This window comes from Dyadobacter luteus, from assembly GCF_003383615.1.
GTDB classification, from domain to species: domain Bacteria; phylum Bacteroidota; class Bacteroidia; order Cytophagales; family Spirosomataceae; genus Dyadobacter; species Dyadobacter luteus.
This window is the reverse complement of the sequence record NZ_QNUL01000007.1, coordinates 98,898-121,099: the sequence shown is the minus strand read 5'-3', so window position 1 is coordinate 121,099 and position 22,202 is coordinate 98,898. Positions and strand designations below refer to the sequence as shown.

Here is a 22,202-nt window from a genome sequence, read left to right as displayed (position 1 = left end):
CAAGCAAAGTTAAATGTAATGTTACGACAACTATTTATTTTACTCCTTTTATTACTCGTATCTGCTTGCGCAACGGATAGCGATAATATGCCGCAGATGGATTTTCTTGATGCGTCGTCTTCAGGGATGTGGCATTTGAGCGAGCTGGAAACAGGTCCCTACGGTAACAGGTATTGGGTGAAAGCGAACGGAACGGCCAAGGATATCAGGATTATTTTGCAGGATGGGACCATGCTAACTTCCGACAGCTTGCAGGTATGTTGTGCTCCAAAAGCTTACAAAATTGGTAATACTCTGAAAGATATACCTGAACCGGCGGCGAAATATGTTAATCCGGCATGTGCTGTAGTCCAATGCGAAAATTGCTCAGTATGGGAAATGGATTTGAAAGGCGACCAGCTGATTATCACTTATTGTAAAGGTGAAAAATTCAAATACGTGCGTCGCCAGTGATCCGGCAATGCACGTATGCACAGGGATTAGCTGACAAAGTTGAGCAGGCTTTCCAGAAATGCCTTCGGTTGTTCAGCCTGTATCCAATGCCCCGAATTTTGAATTGTATCGAGTTTCGAATCAGGAAATATTTTCTGTATGTCCTCCCAGTCTTCGTCGAGAATATAGTCTGAGTGATCGCCGCGCATAAATAATGTGGGAATCTCTACAGGTGTGTCTGTTGCAATGGCCTGTCCCACGTGGGCCATATCTGTAGAAAGCAGCGGTAAATTAAACCTCCATCCAAAACCTCCTTCATCTTTACGATACAGGTTTTTGAGTAAAAACTGACGAACTGCTGGTATAGGCTCATATTCTGACAGTATATCGTCGGCCTGCTGGCGGTTCTCAATCGTGTCTACAGGAATGTGGTTTAGCCCTTCCAGTATCTTTTTATGATGAATAGGGTAGGCCTTGGGACCAATATCCACGACAACCAGCCTGGAAAAGGTATCCGGATAACGAACCGCATATTCCATCACCGTTTTTCCGCCCATGGAATGCCCTACCAGAATGGGGTTATGCAGTTCCTGTTGTCCGATAAATTCTTTAAGATCTTCAGCGAAGGTTTCATAATTCAGTGCGCCTTCATGTGGTGAGCGCCCATGGTTCCGCTGATCTACCAGATATACCTGAAAGCCACGATCCGCCACAGCCTTTCCTACTGTTAACCAGTTGTCTAAAAAGCCAAAGACACCGTGAAGTATGACGAGGGCCGGACCATTTTCTCCAAATTTTTTATAATTAAGATTCATCCTGAAAAAAAAATCGATGGTTGCTTAAATAATTTTTATGATCATTTAAAGTGCTTAATGTTAAATAATCATTAACAAAATTGAATACATAATTGCAGTTTGTTGCAATAGCGGTAAAGGTCGGGAGTAATTGTTGGAAAGAAAAGCATTTTTGTGCCCTATTGTTAACGAAAATTTAACATAAGAAGTGGTGTTATTTTAATGATAGAAATGTGTATTATTTCAATAAATCAACGATTTATCGTCAATAGTATAGCATTTTAGTAGGATTGGACACTTTGGTTATACAAGAAAAATACCCTTATTTTACGACGCAATTAGATCATCGATCCATGAAGGATCCTGTCACAAATTTCAAACAAATTCCCAAATTTTATGAACAGGAAAAGTTTACTTTTCAGGGCAGCGTTCACCGCGCTGTTTGTGTTTTCATTGACCTTGCTAGGCGGTCACGTCATGGCACAGGTTACAACGTCTACAATCAGTGGTCGGATTACAGACGATAAGGGCGAAGGACTTCCCGGAGCTACAGTTCAGGCCGTACATGAGCCATCTGGTACTCAATATGGTATCCTAACCAACGAAACAGGACGTTATGCATTTCCTACTGTTCGTGTAGGTGGTCCTTATAAAGTTACTGTAACATACATCGGATACAAGGAGCAATCAAAGACCAATATCGTTGCAGATCTTGGTTCTACTGCGATTGTGAATATTCAAATGTCGGATGAAGGCACTCAATTGAGCGAAGTGGTTGTAAGTTCAGCTCGCGGAGATGTGTTCGGAGAAGAGCGTACTGGTGCTTCCACCAACATCAATGCAAAGCAATTGAGTTCTTTGCCAACTATTTCAAGGGGGTTAACTGACTTTACACGTTTAACGCCTCAGGCTAACGGAACAAGTTTTGCCGGACGTGATGCCCGTTTGAACAGAGTAACAATTGATGGAGCTAACTTCAGCAATGGTTTTGGTTTGAGCAATGATTTGCTTCCTGGCGGAGAGGCTCAGCCTATTTCATTAGATGCTATTCAGGAAGTACAGGTTAATATCGCTCCGTTTGATGTTCGTCAGTCCGGTTTCACAGGAGCCGGAGTAAATGCTGTAACACGTAGCGGTACTAATGAATTGAGCGGTTCAGTTTATGGATTTTACCGTAATCAGAATTTTAACGGGAAAAAAGTTGCCGGAGAGGAGCTTGATGAGGCAGCAAAATCAAGCAATAAAGTTTTTGGTGCACGTCTGGGTGGTGCTATTGTAAAAAACAAACTCTTCTTCTTTGGTAATTTTGAGAGAGAGTCTAGTGTATTCCCTGGTAATAACTGGGTTGCCTCACGTGGTGGAAACACTGGAACTAACGTAACAAATGTTCGCGCCGAAGATCTTGATGCAGTGGGTAACTTTCTGAGAAGCCGGTATTCATACGAGCCGGGACGTTATGAAAACTATGCAAATGAATATAAGAACGAAAATACCAAGTTCCTTGCCCGTATCGACTGGAACATCAGTAACAAGCATAAACTGGCATTACGTTATAACCAGGTTGTAGGTACCAACGATCAGGGAACCAACGCGACATCAGGTCCTAATCCTCGTTCAAGTGCGAACAGGATAAGTAAGGAATCCATAGCATTCGAAAATGCCAACTATGCGCAGAAGAACATTGTTCGCTCTCTTACGGCTGAATTAAACAGCAGTTTTGGATCGAGGTTGTCTAATCAACTTTTGGCTACATATAGTTATATTGAATCCAGCCGTTCAACTCCTGGGGCATTGTTCCCAATGGTTGATATATGGGAAGGCGGTAAAAATTACATGAGCTTCGGTACTGAGTTGTTCTCATACAATAATGGTATGAAGAACAATAACTTATCTTTTGTTGATAACGTTACTTTCCTTGCAGGGAAACACACTTTCACAGGTGGTGCTAGTTTTGAAATGATGAAGTTCGAAAACAGCTATGTGCGTTTGGGTACTTCATACTACAGATATAACTCGGTTCAGGATTTCTTAACAGAAAAAGCTCCTTCGGTTTACGGTGTTACTTATCCTTTCCAGAACGATACATGGGCTACTGTTAACTTTGGTCTTGGTGGATTGTATCTGCAGGATAAATTCGCAGTAAATGACAGACTGAACCTGACATTGGGTGTGAGAGCGGATATGCCATTCTTCTTCGACGAGCCTTTGAACAACCCGGCAATTGACAATTTGAAATTGTTGGATATCAATGGTAACGAGACAACTTTCTCAACAAAAACATGGCCTAAGAGCAAACCATTGTTCTCGCCTCGTTTGGGTGTGAATTATGATGTATTCGGAGATCGTTCACTTCAATTGCGTGGAGGAACAGGTATCTTTACAGGGGTGATACCTTTTGTTTGGTTCACCAACCAGCCTACTAACTCTGGTGTATTGCAAAATACTTTCGAGCCGGTTAACGCGGCTACTCAGGCACTTATTACCGGCTTTAATCCTGATCCATTATACTGGGTAAATCAATTACCGGATCGTTTCCCGAAACAACCAGGAACAACTGCTCCGGGAACTGTAGCGCTTATTGACAAAAACTTCAAAATGCCTCAGGTTTGGAGATCCAACATAGGTGTAGATTATAAAATACCGGGAACACCGTTAGTGGCGACAGTTGATTACATCTATTCAAAAGATATCAACGCTACTTATCAATACAACGCAAACAGAAAGAGAGCAACTGCAAAAATGACTTATTCTGGAGATACACGTGACTTCTGGAACGGTGCTGCAAATGCAACTTACAATCCTGCTACAGGAGCTATTGTACCTGTGTTGAGCAATACAAGCAAAGGTTTTTCTTCAGCGCTTTCATTAGGTTTGACGCTTCCTGCTAGAAGAGGTTTCTACGGATCGTTGTTCTACAACTACAGCAATGCGAAGGATGTGAGTGGTAACCCTGGTTCTGCCGCAAACTCTGCTTGGTCAAACAACTATTCCATCAACGATCCTAACGAAATGTTGTTGAGCCAGTCTCAGTATGCTATTCCTCACCGTGTAGTGGGTAGTCTTTCATACAGAATTGAATATGCTAACCACCTTGCTACTTCAGTGTCTCTGTTCTATCAGGGAACCAGCGCAGGTCGCTTTGCTTATACCTATTCAGGTGATATCAACAGAGATGGTGTGAGTTTGGATTTAATGTATGTTCCTAACAATTCTTCTGAATTGACATTTGCTCCTTTGACGGTGAGAAACACAGCTGGTACTGTATTGCTGACCGCTTCACCTGAAGAGCAACGTGCCGCTTACGACAAGTTTGTTGAGAACAATAAAGAGTTGAAAGATGCAAAAGGTGGTTATGTGTCACGTAATGCTGGACTTTTACCTTGGTTCAACCGCTTTGACCTGAGAGTGTTGCAGGATATCTTTACAAACGTGGGTAAGAAACGCCACTCTCTGCAACTTACTGTAGATATTATGAATTTTGGTAACATGCTCAATTCAGATTGGGGTTTGAGACAAGAATTGAACAGTGGTTCAACCTTTAACTACTCTTTATTGAATGTTGCAAGCGTCACTGCTGACGGGAAGCCAACATTTACGATGAATAGTGTGAGTATCGATGGTCAGACTGTGTTGCCGGAAACAGCATATCGTAAATGGTTTGACGTACGTAATACCTGGAATATGCAAGTTGGATTGCGTTATACTTTCTAAGAAGTTAACAATGTCTACAAGCAAAAAAGGCTCGGATCATCGCGATTCGAGCCTTTTTTGCTTGTAGACCTCCAAGTTTTATACTACCGCTTTTTTCCTCAATACCTCAGTCCCCGCCTTATACCCTTCCACAATCAGCCTGGAAATATCATCAGAAGTAAAATGTTGAAGATCCAGAATAAGGGGGGCTTCCGGGCGAATGACGGTCAGTTTCATAGGCGTGCCACGCAGATTAGCCCGTTCGGCAAATGACTCAGCCCAGATGATATTGCTATTGGCCACTTCGTTGACTGTGATGTCACGCACGCGTTCGATCAGCGTAATCAGGTTGCGGGCGTTAAGGCCTTCGGGTTGGTATAAATGGGGTGAATGGCAACCGATCATGACGATCTCAGTGGCTCCGTCGGCCAGAGCGGGCCTGATAGGTAGTACTTCCCTTAGACCGCCGTCCAGATATAAATCATCCTCTATTTCTACAGCAGGCATCAGCATCGGAATGGACGAACTTGCCCTTACAAAATCCAGAAAATGCCCATCCTTGGGTGATACGTATTTGATCTGACCGCTTTCCATATTCACGGCACCTACCTTCAGCTTTATTTTGCTGTTTTCCAGCAAAGAGTCATCGACATTTTTACGAATCAGTTCGTGCAGAGGAGAAGGATCCAACAGACCATCAAACCGGCTCATAAGCGTGTTGACGCCCAACATCACTCTGGAACGTAAGGTAGAAATATCCTGAGGATGGGTGATATTTTTGATCCAGAATTCCAGTAAACGCCTACCTGTCGTCTGCCAGTTGATAATGCCTTTTTCGGCTCGCTGTTTTTCAGCTTCATTGACCAAAAAAGTGGAATTTAAGGCGCCCACTGATATTCCGTAAACCATATCGGGTTCAAATCCATTTTCGAGAACAGACTGGATTGCTCCAACCTGAAATGCACCTTTCATTGATCCGCCGCCCAGGACGAGTGCTTTCATAGTGTATTAGCTATCAGCTTTCGGCTACGAGCTTTCAGCTTTGATGTTGTGAAAATTAATAAATTAAAAGAAAGTTGCGGTGAGATTTTGCATTCACAAGAGATGCATTTTTCAGAAACAACATTCTTTTTTTCTCAATTGTAAACATTTTCAAGGGAAAAGTGGTGTAAACAAAAGATTTTATTCCAAATTTGAACATTGGAGTTTCGAAACAGGTTAAACATAAATACATAGCCTGACTTCGATCCCTGTTTTATACATCTGACGGGTTTGAGAGTGCCCCCCGATTATCAATATGACCCTTTCAATAAAGGATATACAGTTACCAATTGCAGATGAAATGAAAGCTTTCGAGCAGAAATTTCGTCAGTTTATGAAGAGTGATGTAATGCTTCTGGATCAGATCATGAGCTACATTGTTCGTCGTAAAGGCAAGCAGCTAAGACCGATGTTTGTGTTTCTTTCTGCCGGCGTGTCCGGGCAGATCTCGGAATCCACCTATAGAGGGGCAGCATTGATTGAGTTGCTGCATACAGCAACACTGGTTCATGATGATGTGGTGGACGACTCGAATTACCGTCGTGGTTTCTTCTCAGTAAACGCGCTCTGGAAAAATAAAATAGCTGTTCTGGTAGGGGATTATCTGTTGTCAAGAGGTCTGCTTCTTTCGGTAGACCATGGAGAATTCGATCTGCTCAAAATTGTCTCTACCGCCGTTCGTGAACTTAGCGAAGGGGAACTGCTTCAGATTGAAAAGGCGCGCCGCCTGGATATTAACGAGGAGGTTTATTACCAGATTATCAAACAAAAAACAGCCTCTCTTATCGCGTCCTGCTGTGCTGTAGGTGCTTGTTCTGTTGGTGCCGGCGAAGAAATAGTGAAGCGTATGCATGCTTTCGGCGAAAAAGTGGGTATGGCATTTCAAATCAAAGATGATCTTTTTGACTACGGCGAAGACGAAATCGGAAAGCCGCTGGGGATTGATATCAAAGAGAAAAAAATGACGCTTCCTTTGATTTACGCATTGAACCAGGCTGAGTGGCTGGAAAAGCGTCGTATCATCAACATCATTCGTAACGAGAGCCACAAGCCTAAGAAAGTAAACGAAGTAATTGATTTTGTGAAACGTTCAGGAGGGCTTAAGTATGCACAAAAAGTAATGGAACGCTACGTGGAGGAAGCCAGAGCTTTGCTCCATGAGTTTGCGGATTCTCCTCACAGACAATCTCTGGAACAGCTGGTTCAGTATACGATTGATCGTAGTAAGTAATACATTTTTTACCCAACCTATTTAGGATACAGAGGTGCGATTTGAGCACTTCTCACTGTAATTTCTTTATACGTCGTGTATATGTAAGAAAATTATACTTGTAGTTGTCCTGTTATGACTAATCTTTTAGTTATATTTGTGTACTCACATAAAATACTATAAGATATGAAAATAGTGCTAACTATGTTAATTCTTTTGGTGGCATTAATCAATGTAGCTCAGCCTGTTGTGAAAAGTAAGGCGGAAGTCAGAAAAAGCAAACTGAGCATAAGCGAACTGGATAAACATTATCCTGATTTGGAGACTGACGAAGTTTTTAAAAGGGTACCGGCGAGTCTCAACCTCGCGATTACCAAAGCATTGAATGAAGCAATGGGGCCAACAAAGGTTGAAAACCTTTTAGTAAGTAGTGATTTATATCTGAACAAGGATGGAAATATTGACTATTTGATCTTCGATGCATTTTTAGCCAATGTATGGACCGTAAAAAACGGCAAAGCGCAACCAGCAGTAATCAGTTTTAATAAGGACTCAGTGAGTCATATCATCTCTCAAAATTTATCGGAATATGTAAAAGGGTTTATTTCGAAGAGAAATATCGGAAAGAAATCGAAAATAACTATTCTTAGTGAATTTAATGGATTCATTGCACCGGAGCTAAGAAGTAAGGCTCAGGTGCAACATGATAGTATCATTAATAGCTTCGAGGCACTGCGAGGCTCAAAAAAGGTAGCTGTTAAAAAGGACAGTGTGGTCAATGGGATACAGGATGCATTATTGGTGGTCGATACTTTGAAGATCAAGCAATTATATATAGAAAATTCGCTTCTAAAGTCTTTGCCTGATTTGATCTACCGTTTTCCCAACCTTGAATTATTGAGTTTGATGGATAATGATATCGAGCAGGTAAATATTGATATGTCGAAATTACGCAAACTAAAAAATCTGAACTTGAGCGGAAATATTTTGACTGTCGATTCTGTCCATTTGTCTCGCAACAAAACGCTCCAAATCCTTAATCTGCAAAGAAATGTACTACAAGATGTTCCTGCTATAGTAAAGAACTGTAAACGGTTGGAAACGCTCTGGCTTGGCCGTAATCCATTGTCCGCTATTAATGACAAGAGCTTTCGACGAATGAAACGCGTCAAAAATCTTAATTTATATAAAACGGAAATGGGCATGTTACCGAATGGCGTGAAGAAATTAAAGCGACTTGAAGTTCTTGATCTGTATCGCAATAATCTTACGATGTTACCCTCTTCCGTGTGCCAGTTGAAAAAACTGACTCATCTTGCCATAGCGTATAACCACCTGACCTCTCTGCCTGACAGAATGAATAGGCTGAAACGTTTAAATGTTCTATATGCACACCATAATTGGCTGAGCAAGCTTCCACCAAGTATGGTAAAGTTAAAAAACTTGCAAATTATTGATTTGGGCTATAATTGGTTTACGGACTTCCCCGAAGTACTTACCACGTTTTCCAACCTGGATGAGCTGGATATATCTGCCAACAATCTCACAGAGTTTCCGAAAGACCTGCTTGGCATTAAAAAGCTGAATAAACTACACCTCCGCGGAAATCCATTTCTGACAGAAGACCGGGAAGTAAAATACGGCGAACAATTCGGGCTGTTGAAGTCGAAAAATATTGAGGTGTTTTATTGAAGTGCTTAGGGCTAGGGGGCAGTGGGCATAGGGAAGGATGCAGAGCGTAGGGCATAGCAGGGGCTTTGGACAGGAGTAGTGCTGGTTTTCTCCATGCCCCAAACCCTAAGCCCTTTCCCCCATGCCTAGAGATTCCACCAGTATGTAAACTTCAGCACCACAGCTCGGTTTTTGACACGGAAATTTTCTGCGAGGTAGTTGTCGGTATAAACCAGGAACAGATCCGATGCTGGTTTATAGCGCCATTGAATTCGGGAATTGAGATTGATATTATCTGCCTGGTTGTTATACTGCACGAAGGTGGTGAAAAACAGTTTGTTGGTAAATGTAACATCTATACGAGGTCCCACCAACCACAATTCCTTACGGTTCCAGGGAGCCGGAAGGCGGATATCGTTATAGTTTCCTGCCATGGCAATAGCCACAAAAGGCTGAAACCGATAACCCAGTTCGGCTCTAAGGTTATTACGATGTCCTCCCTGATAATAGCCACCAAAAACACCGGAGGCATTATAGGTAAGTCGGTTTTGTGGACCGGAAGCGATGTCAAATCCGGTTGATTTCCAATTGTGTTCCGAATTGGTTTCCAGGGTAAATCCTCCCAGATTGGTCGGGTCGAAAGGCCTTAATAATCTTACATAATTACTCGCTCCCCAAACTGAGATGGTGGCCCGGTTGATAAAGTTGATATTGTAGGAAAGAATATATTCCTGATCACTGACAGACTTTTGATTGTCCCAATAAATGTTACTGACAAGTTTTGGACCATGGCTGATGATCCTCCTTGATTTTACAAAAAACAGATACGCAACATTCGGGCTGATTTTGTAATAACCCATCCGGGTAGCGTTAGGAACATAGCCTACTTCTGCGTTGTAATTTTTGCCTACATACTCATGCTGCCATTGCCAGGTGAAGTTTGCATTACTGAATTTAAGGTCGGCTGCATGAGAGTAATCTTCGGTCGTTTTTTCCGGAGTAAAAGATTTCAGCACCATTACCTTACCTGTCCAGAGATTATTGGTGCTGGCCAGGTTAAATTCCGCACCTATATTTCGGTTAAAACGATTGGTACCAGTATTACGCTCCGGAGAGAAGTTTACCGCATCCCGGTTTACAAAGAGTACTCTAACATTTGAACGTGAGAAAAGTTGTCGTTGTAAGGCAAAGACTGCATAGTTCTGGACAGGCGTGCTGTCTTGAGAGGATGTTTGTACATCCAGTACGCCTATCCGCCAGTTCTTATTCAGTTTACCACTCATGCGGGCTCCGAATTGTATGGGAACACCTAAACCGATCCTTCGGGAGAAAAAAGGACGTAGTGTGGCGTAACCGAAATTGGCAAAGAGATCAGCATTTTCCAGAAAGAACTGCCGGCGCTCAGGAAAGAACAGTTCAAACCGGTTGAGATTGGTTTGCTGTACATCCACGTCCACTTGGGAGAAATCGGGGTTTACGGTAAGATCAAGATTGAGTGACGGTGTGATGCCAATTTTGACATCTCCACCAATAGTCGGTTTGTACTTGTTCGGTGTGTCCCGCTGGTAATCTCTGGTAAGGCGTGTGGCGGCATAGGGAATGAGCGAAATGTTTGGTCCGGGATTGGGAGGAGGTGTGTCCCAAACGAGCACTCCGGTATAAGCAAGCGAGGCCGAAGGAAACTGCCGCGGAACCGGAGCCCAGGCAGATTTTTCAGAAATGGTCAAATCCTGACGACTGAAGTTAATACCCCACTGCGTTATGCCCGGCTTGTACCGGATACTTTTGAAAGGGATGGCTGCTTCCCACACCCATTTCTCATCATCATTTTTTACTTCAGAAACCCACTTATTGTCCCAGCTCAGATCGACAGTTCCTCCATCGCCCTGCTGGCCATCCCACGGTGCTCCTGCAGCATTGGCTCCGAAGGAAAATCCGTTTGTACGATCATCGAAGGTATCCATGAACAGGAGAAAATTATCATTTTTTCCAAACGCAAAATCCCGCTTCAGAGATTCTACGATGATGGCCCCCTGTACAGGTTTGAAGTTGATAACGAGAATATACAGATTCTGTTTATCGTAGGCCATTCTTACCTCGGTCTTACTTCTGGAAAAGCTCGTATCCATAGGCGTAACCATGAAGAAATTGTCGGCAACCTGTGTGTTTTTCCATGCATCATCATCTGCGACTCCATCAATATGAATCGGAGAAGAACTGGGGTGGATGTGGTAACGGTAATTTTCATTGGGTTTTTGTCCTTTGGCATCAAAACTGATAGCGAGGACAATAAGGAATAGGAAAGTAGAATTTTTCAAGGTGTCGGGGCTGTAGGATGTATTCAAAAAATGTCTCCCTCGGAAGGGAGACATGCCTGTAAAGGAACGCTTGTTTGCGCTTACTCTCTAAACCATTTCGCATCGGCATAAAATGTACCGAACGGAACGAAAGAAGCAATGAAGCTGAGAATGGATTTTTTGAAGGACCAGCTTCTTTCAATGGCGACCTGAATGAGCAACAGTACATATAAAATAAACAAGACTCCATGAGCCATGCCGACCACGCGGACTACTTCAGGAATACCAGCCATGTACTTAAGTGGCATGGCAATACCCAGCAATATCAGCAAGGAAACCCCTTCAAGAAAGGCTATGATGCGCAATCGTCCTAAAGACGATTTTAACAAAGAAGATATCATAAAATTAAGTTTATCAGAAGATGGTACTATTCTTAGTCAAAGATAAAATTTTATTTTGGTGAAGAGGCAGTACAATTTTATTGTTTTCTTTACTGCACACTTTAACAAACACAACAAACTATGTACAGGATTTACTTACTTCTTTTATTGCTTTCGGGCTCGTTATCTGCCGTTGCCCAAAAATATAAGGTGGCGGGAAAAGTAGTTGATGAAAAGGGTGATGCATTGCCGGGAGCGTCGGTCGTAGAAAAGGGAACCAACAATGGTACCATTGCGGATGCGAACGGGATTTATACACTTAACGTCATGTATACCAATGCTACTTTGATTGTTACCTTCGTCGGTTACAATAAGATCGAAAGGGAAATTGACGGCAAGGGAACCCAGAACTTCACACTTGAGAACGCTACTTTGCTGAATCAGGTAACTGTGGTAGGCTCCCGAAACATGAATCGGTCATCAACGGATACTCCTGCACCTGTCGATATTATCAATATTCAGGAAATTACTACCAAACAGGGACAACTGGATGTAAACCAGCTCCTGCAGTTTGCTGCTCCTTCTTTTAATTCCAACAGACAAACCGGATCTGACGGTGCAGATCATGTTGACCCTGCATCATTGAGAGGATTAGGTCCTGATCAAACGCTGGTATTGATCAACGGAAAGCGCAGGCATCAATCATCACTTGTGAATATATTCGGTACACGGGGGCGTGGCAATACGGGTACCGATTTGAATGCCATTCCGGCAGCGGCTATTGAACGTATTGAAGTTTTACGTGATGGAGCCGCAGCGCAGTACGGCTCAGATGCAATTGCAGGCGTAATTAATATTGTTTTGAAGGAAAATGTAAATCAGCTCACTGCCAATGCGAATGCAGGCATTTATGCTGCCAAATACCGTGCAGACGGAAAAGCATTTGATGGATTGAATTACAATGCGAATGTGAACTATGGTTTGAAAATAGCAAAAAGAGGTTTTGTCAATATTACCGCAGACTACAACGAGCGTGCTCATACCAACAGGGCTGATACGCATGACGAGGAAGATGTTGTGAGAAGAGAATATGGTGATCCGAAAGTGAGGAACATGGCTTTGTATTACAATGCAATGGTACCTGTTTTTGGGAATGTACAATTATACAGCTTCGGAGGTATTAACAAGAGGAAAGGCGATGCTTATGCATGGACCAGAAAAGTGGACGACGACAGAAATATTCCTTCGATATATCCGAATGGGTTTGATCCGGTTATCGGTAGTGATATTGATGACCAGGCTGTCACAGCTGGACTGAGAGGGGTTTGGAAGGACTGGAATATTGATGCCAGCAATACTTACGGATTTAATAAGTTTGATTTTTCGGTACGGAATTCCCTGAACCGGTCACTGGGACCCAACTCCAGAACAACATTTGAAGCTGGTGGTTTTCAGTTAGGACAAAATGTGAGTAACCTGAACTTCACCCGTTTTTACAAAGCTATTTTTGAAGGGCTGAACGTAGCTTTTGGTGGTGAGTACAGAACAGAGCGTTACAAGATTTTTCAAGGTGACCGCCCATCTTATTACAATTATGACCTTGTACATGAAGGAGGAGCACAGGGGTTTCCCGGTTTCAGTCCTGAAAATAAAGTGGATAAAAAACGTTCGAATGTGGGAGCCTATATTGATCTTGAAGCAGATCTGACGAAGAAACTGATGGTAGATGTAGCAGGAAGATTTGAAAATTACAGCGATTTTGGAAATACAGTGAACGGGAAAGTAGGGTTTCGCTATAAACTAAATGACGATTATGCCATCCGCGGCGCCGTGAGTACCGGGTTTCGTGCGCCTTCTCTTGCACAGAAATACTTCAATTCAAAATTTACCAACTTCGTAAATGGGCAGGCAGTGGAAGTGTTACTGGCGGGAAATGACACAGAAGTGACCAACGTTCTTGGTATTCCGAAACTTCGTCAGGAAACATCGCAAAATGCTAGTTTGGGAGTAACAATGAAACCTTCTTCAGCTCTGTCGGTAACGGTAGATGGGTATTATGTAAAAGTAAAGGACCGCGTAGTACTTACGGGTCAATTCAGTGATGAGGATAAGGATATCGGAAATCTGTTAAAATCTCTTCGTGTTTCGGAGGCGCAGTTCTTTACCAATGCCTTGTCATCAACAACGACTTATGGTGTGGATATAGTAGTGGCGCATGCGACTGCCTTGGGCAATGGCAGATTGAATACGACACTGGCTGCAAATTTGAATAAGATGGAGTTGGGAGCTATCAATACGAGCAGCAAGCTGGCAGGCAAGGAAGAACAATATTTCAGTGAGCGGGAGCGCTATTTTGTACTTGCTTCAGCGCCTCCTTCCAAGATTAACCTTACCTTCGATTATACCGTCGATCAGCTTAGTTTTATGTTGAGAGCCATTCGTTTTGGTGAAGTAAGTTTGATTAACTGGAATTATGGCGAGGTGAAAAACGCGACAACCGGTGAGCTTTATTCACCTTCTGATTATACAGATGTATACAGAGCCAAAGTGCAGTTAGATTTAACGGTGAATTATAAGTTTTCTAAAAATATCTCAGTCTCGGTGGGAGGAAGTAATATTCTTAATACCTATCCTGATATGCACACGCCTTCGCTCACCGAATCGGGCGGTGCATGGGATCCGGTGCAGATGGGAGGTAACGGGGCATTTTTCTTTACACGCGTCGGGTTTAAGTTTTAGTATTTATGAAATGGTTTGGAGCTTTCGGAATAGCATGTATGATTTCCTTGTCTGCCCAAGGGCAACCTTGTGCATTGCTCACGCAGACTTTCGCAATAGCGGATACCATCAAAAAGGATAGCAAGGAGTTATATGTTTTCAGATTCAGTGATCGCCAACTGAATGAAATAAGTGTGGTTCCGGGACTTGAAAAAGCGGTGGCAGGTATAAAGAAGTTACAAAAAACGTTGGATGAAGATCATACTTCGTTAAAGGAAGGAAACCTGTGGCAGCTGGATGTGAAACTGGCGGAAAGGCAATTAGCTGAGCTCCGGAAAGAATGTCCGGAAACAAAATTTCTGGTATTTGAAAGAGAAGTTAGTTACTACAGGAAGAAGTATAAAGCCAAGGCTATTCCTGAATAGGTAGCCCAAACAAAAAATAACCCGGTCAAAACGAATGCTTTGACCGGGTTATTTTTTTGTTTCATCATCTTATGTCAGACAGTCTGAGCTTTCACCTTTCTCTTCGTTGCGTTTGCCGCCGCAGTCTCTTTATCACGCATTTTTATAAAATCCTTAAATCTGCGGATTGTAGCCATAATGAAACCTATTGTCAGTACAAATGTTCCGATCCAAAGGATATTGATCAATGGTTTCTCAGTTGCCTTCATTACGATGAAGTCGCGCTGAGTGGTGTTTACTGCAAAAGAGAACTGTCCTGTTTGAGGATTGATTTCCTGAAACTGAACACGCAGTCCAAGGTCATTATTTACCTCGGTTTTTCTTGCTACCAAACGGTCACGTATCACGAATGAAGGTGTGATTACATATTCGTTTTCTTTATCCAAAACGCGGATCATTGCCTTCACAGCTGCATCGCCTGGCCCTAATGTTACGCCATCGACAGAGTCGGTACGAACTACATTATCCAGAATAGCTACATAATCATTCACGAAGAAAGTATCACGCATACTTACTGTGAAATTCTCAGTCTGGCTCCATACCGGCTCAGCAGTAGGATTGGTTACCATAGAAACGTAGGTATACAAATCTTTACCAAGTTCTCTGTTGATATCCGGAGAAACTACAATACCACCCATTTTCGGGTTGATTTGTACCCTTGGGAAAAGGTTAAATACCTTTCCGGAAGGTTCACGGTATTCTATTTCGTAGTAGAAGTTCTCAGGAGAGATTTCCAGCGTATCACCTTTTGCATAATACTGCTTGTCATTGACTACGATATCTCTCAGCGCAACAGCACGGTAATCGTTCTCGATTAAGTCAACCCAGCTTTTGGAGATATAACCCGGAATGTGACGAGGCTCAACACGAACGTCGCGCCATGTAAGCATATAATCGCCCATTTTCTCAGGCTTATTCAGCCACAGGGTGATATTTTCTTTATTCTCTTTATTGTCATTATTCGTGAATTCTTCGCTACGCGAAATCATCAATCCCGAATTGTTAATCGACACAACTTTTGTGTAGGCAGAGGAGAACAATACTCCAATCAGCATCAATGCTACCCCAATATGTGTTACCGCGCCGCCCGACAGGTTGTAATTACCACGTATGATGTTCAGTAGAATAGCTCCATTAGCAACAATTGCAAAAATAGAAGCAGTAAGCAGTGCTATATATTGGATATCTTTTACACCCCATAAGGTGATCACCGCAGCACTGATAATCATCGTCAGCAATAATGGATTGTATAAAGCCTGCAGCTTGTCTTTACCCACGCGCTTCCACCAGAAATACTGTCCAACCCCCGTCAATATGATGATGAGTGAGAAGAACCAAAGCTGGAACTTATTATAATGCGCGATCTGGTCAGCAGGCAAAGCCATGTTCAATACTGTACCAAAGGCCTCTGCTATTTTGTTATATACCGGAATAGAGGTGGTTGCCAGAATCTGGAAACCTGAAAGGCACAATAATGTAGCACCAATGAAAATCCAGAATTCCTGTGAGTAAGTTGAAACTTCTTCCTCATCAGATGGAAGATTTTTCCAACGATATATCAGTAAGCCAACTGACAGAATCGTAAATGTCAGCAGGTAAATCAGTAACTGGCCGGATAAACCAAGGTCAGTAAATGAGTGAACCGATGCATTTCCCAACACACCACTACGCGTCATGAAGGTAGAGTAAAGTACCAACACAAACGTAGCGATTGTCAGTATGAAGGACGTCTTTAAAGCAGTTGCATTTTTACGGCCAATGATCATCGTGTGGATGGCTGCCACAAGTACAAGCCACGGAACGAAAGATGTATTCTCTACGGGATCCCAGTTCCAGTAACTTCCGAAGTTCAGTGTTTCATAAGCCCAGTAAGCACCCATCAGAATCCCTACACCTAATACCAGTGCCGAGAACAACGCCCAGGGCAAAGCAGGGCGAAGCCATTCATTTAGTTTTTTGGTCCACAAACCGGCCATTGCAAAAGAGAATGGAATCAGCGTAGTAGCAAATCCAAGGAACAACGTCGGCGGGTGAATTACCATCCAGTAGTTCTGCAGTAATGGGTTAAGTCCGTTTCCGTCTTTGGCTACAAAATTCGGATCCATTTTGAATACCGGAATATCAGGCATTACCTCTTTCAACAGAAGGAATGGTGTAGATCCTATTTTCAGATCAAGTCCGGGAATAACCACACCAAGAATCATGGATGTAAGAAAAGCCTGAACCAATGCGAAAATGGTCATAACAGGTGCTTCCCACGAACGGTTGCTGAAAATCAGAACCGATCCCAATACTACGTTCCAGAATATCCACAGCAGGAAACTACCTTCCTGATCCTGCCAGAAACTGGAAATTGTATATCCCGTTGGAAGTGATAGTGAAGAGTTTTTCCAGGCGTAGTGGTATTCGAAATAGTGATTACCAATAATCCAGTAAAGGGAAAATACCACACCCAATACCGCTACCACGTGAACAGTATAGATGGCTCTGGCAAAACGTTTCCAGGTAAGTTCTTCATCGGTCGGCAAATCATTTTTTGACGCCTTAAAATAGGCAAATGTCGCAACCAAAGCTGAGACAAATGCGACAATGACAAGCAGGTGACCTGCGCTTCCTATAGTTGTATGAATCATGATTTAGCTACGGTCGCCTCAGTGGTTTCCAGTTTTCCGTTTTCGTATTTAGAAGGGCATTTCATGAGAATTTTTTCTGCATTGAACGTATTACCTTCCATTTTACCGATTACTACTACCTGCTCCGATTTGTCGAAATCCTGAGGTTTAGTGCTTTTGTATACAACACGTTGGGCAACATTGTTGTTGTCGATCAGTGTGAATGCGAAATAATTAGGATCAATTTCCGGCTGGTATTCCATTTCCAGAATTTGTCCTGCTGTATTTTTCTTCAGCTTTCCTACCACGTGTATACTCTCATTATCTCCGTCATCAGCCATTTCTTTGGCTTTTGAAAAGTCAACATAAGTACTTGCATCACCGGCAGTGGAAACGATGATACCTATGGCAATGGCAACAATTATAAGGCCGAATAATTGGATCTTTTTCATAACTCTTACTTAATTTTTAATTCTTTTTCGATTTTGCCTACCTTGGATTCAAGGCGTAACAAGTTGATGAAGATACCTGCAAATATGATTGCTACTACAGCAACAACTACCCATATCTTTCCGTCCTCACGCATTTTGTCTGCCATGGGAACAGAAGGATCTACAGCCGTTTGAGCTAATGTATTGAAGGATACTATCAGAAGTGAAAGCAAAAGAGGAAAGACTTTTTTCATGATATTCATAGTGACTAAATTCTTAACGAATATTTGTTTTGAAATGTTTACTTTTTCCTGAAAATGTGTGTGTGTTTTCATTATAAAGTTTTGCGGTCTCCGGCAAGTTCTTCCTCTCTAAACCGGTTTATTCTTTTTATTCTCACCCTGAGTTCTGCCGTCCAGAGACCTAATAAAATCCATCCGATAATGGCAGGATAAAATACTTTCCTCAGATCATTATTCATGTCATACGAGCCGAAGGTACTGTTGCCACCGCTGCCCGGATGCAGGGAATCGGTGAGGCGTGGCAGTATATAGATCAGCGGTACGAATACTGCGAACGCGAAGACATTGTATACAGATGCGATACGGGCACGGCGCTGTTCGTCTTCGAAGGATGATCTCAAAAGCATATAAGCCAGATAGATCAATATCCCGACTGCCGCTCCATTGAGCTTGGGATCATTGGGCCACGGGTCGCCCCAGGTAAAATTAGCCCAGACCGATCCTGTGAGACAGCCCAGAATACCGTAAAACAAACCTGCTTTAGCGAGTTCGCTGGCAATATCGTCGTGCTGCAGTTTCCCGCTACGCAGGTACATAAGTGAATATACCATAGAGCTAAACAAAAGGGTGGTCATCGCCAGCCACAGCGCAACGTGGAAATAGGTATTGCGTATACTTTCATTCAGGATAGGCAGGTGAGGCACCGGCCCCATAAATCCCATAATTGCTACGTAAAGCAACAGTACTATGCACAGGACTTTCCACCATATTTTTTTCATTATCGTCTTTCTTTAATAGATATTCAAACTTAAAAATGAACCTAGCTTCTCCACAGGTAAGGGAAGAGAAGATAACTTAACGTAATCACAATCAGATCAATAGATAGCAGTGTGATCATTTCATCATAACTTACACTCCAGTCCAGGCCATCCATTGCGTTTTTCGCCAGCCTGATTGTCATCAACAGCATGGGCAGGATAATCGGGAAACTGAGGACTGCCATCAAAGTAGCACTGTTATCAGCTTTGGAAGCAATTCCTGCAACCAGGGTAAGTACAGAAGAGAAACCGATTGATGCCAATGCGATGCAGATCGTGTACAGCCCCAGATCACCAACCTGATTCCCCATGACGAAGGCATAGAAAATAAACCCTGTTCCTGACAAAAACAGCATAACCAGGGAGTTATATATGATCTTTGATACAATAATAGCCTGCGGACTACACAAATTGTAATAGTAAATCAACCGGCCAAACCGTTCCTGTGAGAAACTTTTGGCTATGGCATTGACTGCCGAGAACAAAGTGATAATCCAGAATAGTGTGTTCCAAACAATAGGAGTGAGCTGATTGCGGCGGAGATTGAAGCTGAGATAACAGATAAAGACTGTACTGACCACATACAGGAGCATACCACTCAGTGCATACTTCTGGCGCCATTCAAGGGTAAACTCTTTCCGGATCAGGGTTCTTATCTCGTTCAATACAATTGGCAGTCGGCAGTTGGCTTTTGGCTTTCTGCTCAGTGGTTAATTTATCTCACCGCGCTCGTCTCTTTCGCGCTGCAAAAGTACTACATAAAGCCTCAGGGTGATAATAAAATGATCATGATTTTGTATGACTCAGGTATCTATTTGAGGCTAATTACCGGGCAACAGTTTGAATTCCGAGCTGTTAATGCTTAATTTGCATTTTAAGTATATTGAATCTAAATAAGGGTATATGGCGGAAAGAACAGTATCTCACCTCAAGAAGGGGGAAAAGGGGATCATTAAGTCTTTTTCGGATAAGGTGATGTCATTGAAATTGTTAGAAATGGGATGCCTTCCGGGCTCAGAGGTACGACTGGATTTTATAGCACCTTTTGGAGACCCAATTTGTATCAATGTAGGAGGAAACTACAGTTTATCTCTGAGACTCAACGAAGCTTCTGTCATCATCCTGGAATAATATCCGATTACCAATCATTTATTGCTTTTCCATTGAAATCTGAAAATATAAAAATTGCGTTGGTCGGAAACCCCAACGCAGGTAAATCTACATTGTTCAACGCGCTGACGGGTCTTCGTCAGAAAACGGGGAATTTTCCCGGTGTAACCGTTGAAAAAAAGTCAGGAACATTTAGCCTGAAAGGGACTCAGGGTGAGAAGTCGCGAGAAGTTACTCTGGTTGATTTGCCTGGTACCTATAGTATTTATCCGAAGTCTAAGGATGAAACAGTGGTAATGGATATTCTGGCAAATCCCAAACATCCGGATTTTCCTGCTGCGATTATTGTAGTTGCCGATGCATCCAACCTGATGCGTAACCTGTTGCTATTTACTGAAATCAATGATTTGGGTATTCCGGCTGTGCTTGCGCTGAATATGCTTGATGTTGCGTCAAGTATGAATCTGACCGTGAACGCAGTACAACTGGCCATGCAACTGAATGTGCCGGTGGTAAGGATTAATGCCAGAACGGGTGAAGGAATGGCTAATCTTCAGGATGCAGTACGTCAGGTAATTGACCAGACAGATAAGCATCCATTACCATGTTTTTATGAAACTACGCATGCAGAGAGGGGACTGATTGAGGAAGTGAAGCATGAACATGGTCTGGATAATGATTATTTGGCATTACAGTATGTTTGTCAGCATGATAATTTCTCTTTTGTACCTGTTGCTCAAAGAGTAAAACTTGACGGACTGATAGAAAAGCATCAGTTTGACGAAAATGCTTTTCTCGCTAACGAAACGATCCAGCGATACAAAAAGATAAAACCGATCGTTGAAAAGGCTGTCAAAGCAGAAGGAATTTCAGAGCAACCTTACTGGACGCGCAAACTGGATGCTATTCTGCTTCATCCTTTCTGGGGATACGTTACTTTCTTACTCGTGCTGATGGTAGTGTTTCAGGCCATTTTCGCCTGGGCATCTTATCCTATGGATATGATTGATGCGGGTACGGCTGCAACGATAGAATGGGTAAAAGGAGTGCTGCCGGAAGGTATTCTGAATGATCTGATTACCGATGGAATTCTGGCGGGTATTGGTGGAATCATCATTTTCATCCCTCAGATTGCTATTTTGTTCGGACTGGTTTCTATTCTGGAAGAGTCCGGTTATATGGCAAGGGTAATGGTAATCATGGATAAACTGATGCGTAAGTTCGGTCTGAATGGTCGTAGTGTGGTGCCGCTGATTTCAGGTGTGGCCTGTGCAGTTCCGGCGATTATGACTACCAGAAGCATTAGCAGCAGATACGAACGGTTGCTAACCATTATGGTGACGCCTCTGATGAGTTGCTCAGCGCGTCTTCCGATTTTTGCAATTTTGATTGCTCTTGTTGTACCCGATGAGAAAGTGCTCGGTTTTTTCAATCTGCAAGGATTGGTATTGTTAGGACTCTATTTGCTGGGATTGGTTGGTGCGTTGTTGTCTGCCTGGTTGTTATCTCTGTTTCTTGAAAGAAAAGAACCAGGGTACTTTATGCTGGAAATGCCTTCCTATAAACTGCCACGCTGGGGGCATGTTGGTTTCACAATGCTGGAAAGTGTAAAGTCATTTGTTTTCCAGGCTGGTAAGGTCATTATGGCGATTTCTATTATCCTTTGGGTACTTGCGTCTTATGGTCCGGGCGACAAAATGGAGAATGCAGAAGCGCAGGTAACGGAACAAATGAAAGCGCAACCTCAGGAAGAAATTGATGCTGCTGTGGCTTCGGTAAGATTGGAAAATTCGTATGCAGGTAGCTTTGGACGCTTTATTGAGCCTGCTATAAAACCTTTGGGATACGATTGGAAAATGGGTATCGCCCTGTTGGCATCATTTGCTGCGCGTGAAGTTTTTGTAGGGACAATGGCTACAATTTACAGTATCAGCGGAGATTCAGAGGATGTACTTACTGTGAAGGAGCGTCTGCTTCAGGAGAAAAATCCGGATACCGGAGGGCCGATGTATACCCCTGCTGTTTGTTATTCGTTACTGGTATTTTATGTTTTTGCGATGATGTGTATGAGTACGATTGCGGTGGTATATCGTGAAACACACGGCTGGAAATGGCCAATGATTCAGCTGGCGTACCTGACAGTTTTGGCTTATGTGTCGGCTTTAGCCGTTTATCAGTTGATGTCGTAGTGACTGCGCGACGCGGTCTACGCGACCCGGTCTGCATGCGGTAGCAGGCTGAACGCTTACTGAGCATCCGTGAAATTACCGTTTAGCCCGCTTTCAATGTGTG

General features: G+C 42.9%; 17 protein-coding genes. 8 read left to right on the top strand and 9 right to left on the bottom strand.

Translation table 11 applies throughout. The annotated features are described in order from the left end of the window. The first annotated feature begins 18 nt into the window (after positions 1-18). Positions 19-453 (top strand): hypothetical protein, encoded by a 435-nt coding sequence (locus DSL64_RS11585; RefSeq protein WP_147300355.1) that lies wholly within the window; start codon positions 19-21, stop codon positions 451-453. A gap of 26 nt (positions 454-479) precedes the next feature. Here DSL64_RS11585 and DSL64_RS11580 read toward each other — a convergent pair whose 3' ends face one another. Next, positions 480-1,247 carry an alpha/beta fold hydrolase gene (locus tag DSL64_RS11580; RefSeq protein ID WP_115831053.1) on the bottom strand — a complete coding sequence of 256 codons (768 nt, stop codon included), beginning with the start codon at positions 1,245-1,247 and terminating at the stop codon, positions 480-482. 375 nt (positions 1,248-1,622) lie between these two features. On the opposite strand from DSL64_RS11580, the gene DSL64_RS11575 reads away from it, so the two are divergent. Then, on the top strand, positions 1,623-4,937 hold the full coding sequence (locus DSL64_RS11575) for a TonB-dependent receptor (protein ID WP_115831052.1): 3,315 nt from the start codon (positions 1,623-1,625) through the stop codon (positions 4,935-4,937). 78 nt (positions 4,938-5,015) lie between these two features. On the opposite strand, the gene DSL64_RS11570 is transcribed toward DSL64_RS11575, so the two are convergent. Then, on the bottom strand, positions 5,016-5,918 hold the full coding sequence (locus DSL64_RS11570) for a patatin-like phospholipase family protein (RefSeq protein ID WP_115831051.1): 903 nt from the start codon (positions 5,916-5,918) through the stop codon (positions 5,016-5,018). A 295-nt stretch (positions 5,919-6,213) separates the two neighbouring features. On the opposite strand from DSL64_RS11570, the gene DSL64_RS11565 reads away from it, so the two are divergent. Further along, positions 6,214-7,188 carry a polyprenyl synthetase family protein gene (locus DSL64_RS11565; protein ID WP_115831050.1) on the top strand — a complete coding sequence of 325 codons (975 nt, stop codon included), beginning with the start codon at positions 6,214-6,216 and terminating at the stop codon, positions 7,186-7,188. A 165-nt stretch (positions 7,189-7,353) separates the two neighbouring features. Beyond that, a complete protein-coding gene (locus DSL64_RS11560; protein ID WP_115831049.1) occupies positions 7,354-8,859 on the top strand; it encodes a leucine-rich repeat domain-containing protein in 1,506 nt (501 codons plus the stop codon). Positions 8,860-8,984: 125 nt separating this feature from the next. On the opposite strand, the gene DSL64_RS11555 is transcribed toward DSL64_RS11560, so the two are convergent. Together DSL64_RS11555 and DSL64_RS11550 are read right to left on the bottom strand one after the other, a co-directional pair. Further along, the gene (locus DSL64_RS11555) at positions 8,985-11,156 is read right to left on the bottom strand and encodes a DUF5916 domain-containing protein (protein ID WP_229217043.1); all 2,172 of its coding nucleotides are present in this window, start codon (positions 11,154-11,156) and stop codon (positions 8,985-8,987) included. A gap of 80 nt (positions 11,157-11,236) precedes the next feature. After that, a complete protein-coding gene (locus tag DSL64_RS11550) occupies positions 11,237-11,536 on the bottom strand; it encodes a DUF3817 domain-containing protein (RefSeq protein WP_199539379.1) in 300 nt (99 codons plus the stop codon). Positions 11,537-11,656: 120 nt separating this feature from the next. Between DSL64_RS11550 and DSL64_RS11545 the strand changes: the two genes are divergently transcribed. Further along, positions 11,657-14,254: a TonB-dependent receptor gene (locus tag DSL64_RS11545; protein WP_115831047.1), complete on the top strand. Its 2,598-nt coding sequence runs from the start codon at positions 11,657-11,659 to the stop codon at positions 14,252-14,254. A gap of 5 nt (positions 14,255-14,259) precedes the next feature. Beyond that, positions 14,260-14,658, top strand: a complete 399-nt coding sequence (locus DSL64_RS11540) for a hypothetical protein (protein WP_115831046.1) — start codon at positions 14,260-14,262, stop codon at positions 14,656-14,658. A gap of 74 nt (positions 14,659-14,732) precedes the next feature. On the opposite strand, the gene ccsA (DSL64_RS11535) is transcribed toward DSL64_RS11540, so the two are convergent. The 5 genes from ccsA (DSL64_RS11535) to DSL64_RS11515 form a co-directional block, all read right to left on the bottom strand. Beyond that, positions 14,733-17,330: a cytochrome c biogenesis protein CcsA gene (gene ccsA / locus DSL64_RS11535; RefSeq protein ID WP_115831045.1), complete on the bottom strand. Its 2,598-nt coding sequence runs from the start codon at positions 17,328-17,330 to the stop codon at positions 14,733-14,735. Further along, the gene (locus DSL64_RS11530; RefSeq protein WP_115831044.1) at positions 17,327-17,761 is read right to left on the bottom strand and encodes a cytochrome c maturation protein CcmE domain-containing protein; all 435 of its coding nucleotides are present in this window, start codon (positions 17,759-17,761) and stop codon (positions 17,327-17,329) included. Before DSL64_RS11530 ends, ccsA (DSL64_RS11535) begins: the two co-directional genes overlap by 4 nt. 5 nt (positions 17,762-17,766) lie before the next feature. Then, entirely contained in the window at positions 17,767-17,994 is a 228-nt protein-coding gene (locus tag DSL64_RS11525; RefSeq protein WP_115831156.1) for a CcmD family protein, read from the bottom strand. 80 nt (positions 17,995-18,074) lie between these two features. After that, complete coding sequence (gene ccsA / locus DSL64_RS11520; RefSeq protein WP_115831043.1) at positions 18,075-18,761, bottom strand: cytochrome c biogenesis protein CcsA; 687 nt, start codon at positions 18,759-18,761, stop codon at positions 18,075-18,077. 41 nt (positions 18,762-18,802) lie between these two features. Further along, positions 18,803-19,507 carry a heme exporter protein CcmB gene (locus tag DSL64_RS11515; protein ID WP_374755831.1) on the bottom strand — a complete coding sequence of 235 codons (705 nt, stop codon included), beginning with the start codon at positions 19,505-19,507 and terminating at the stop codon, positions 18,803-18,805. A gap of 196 nt (positions 19,508-19,703) precedes the next feature. On the opposite strand from DSL64_RS11515, the gene DSL64_RS11510 reads away from it, so the two are divergent. Continuing rightward, the gene (locus DSL64_RS11510; protein ID WP_115831041.1) at positions 19,704-19,931 is read left to right on the top strand and encodes a FeoA family protein; all 228 of its coding nucleotides are present in this window, start codon (positions 19,704-19,706) and stop codon (positions 19,929-19,931) included. 32 nt (positions 19,932-19,963) lie between these two features. Continuing rightward, positions 19,964-22,099, top strand: coding sequence for a ferrous iron transport protein B (gene feoB / locus DSL64_RS11505; protein ID WP_115831040.1), 2,136 nt, complete (start codon positions 19,964-19,966; stop codon positions 22,097-22,099). Positions 22,100-22,202 lie beyond the last annotated feature (103 nt).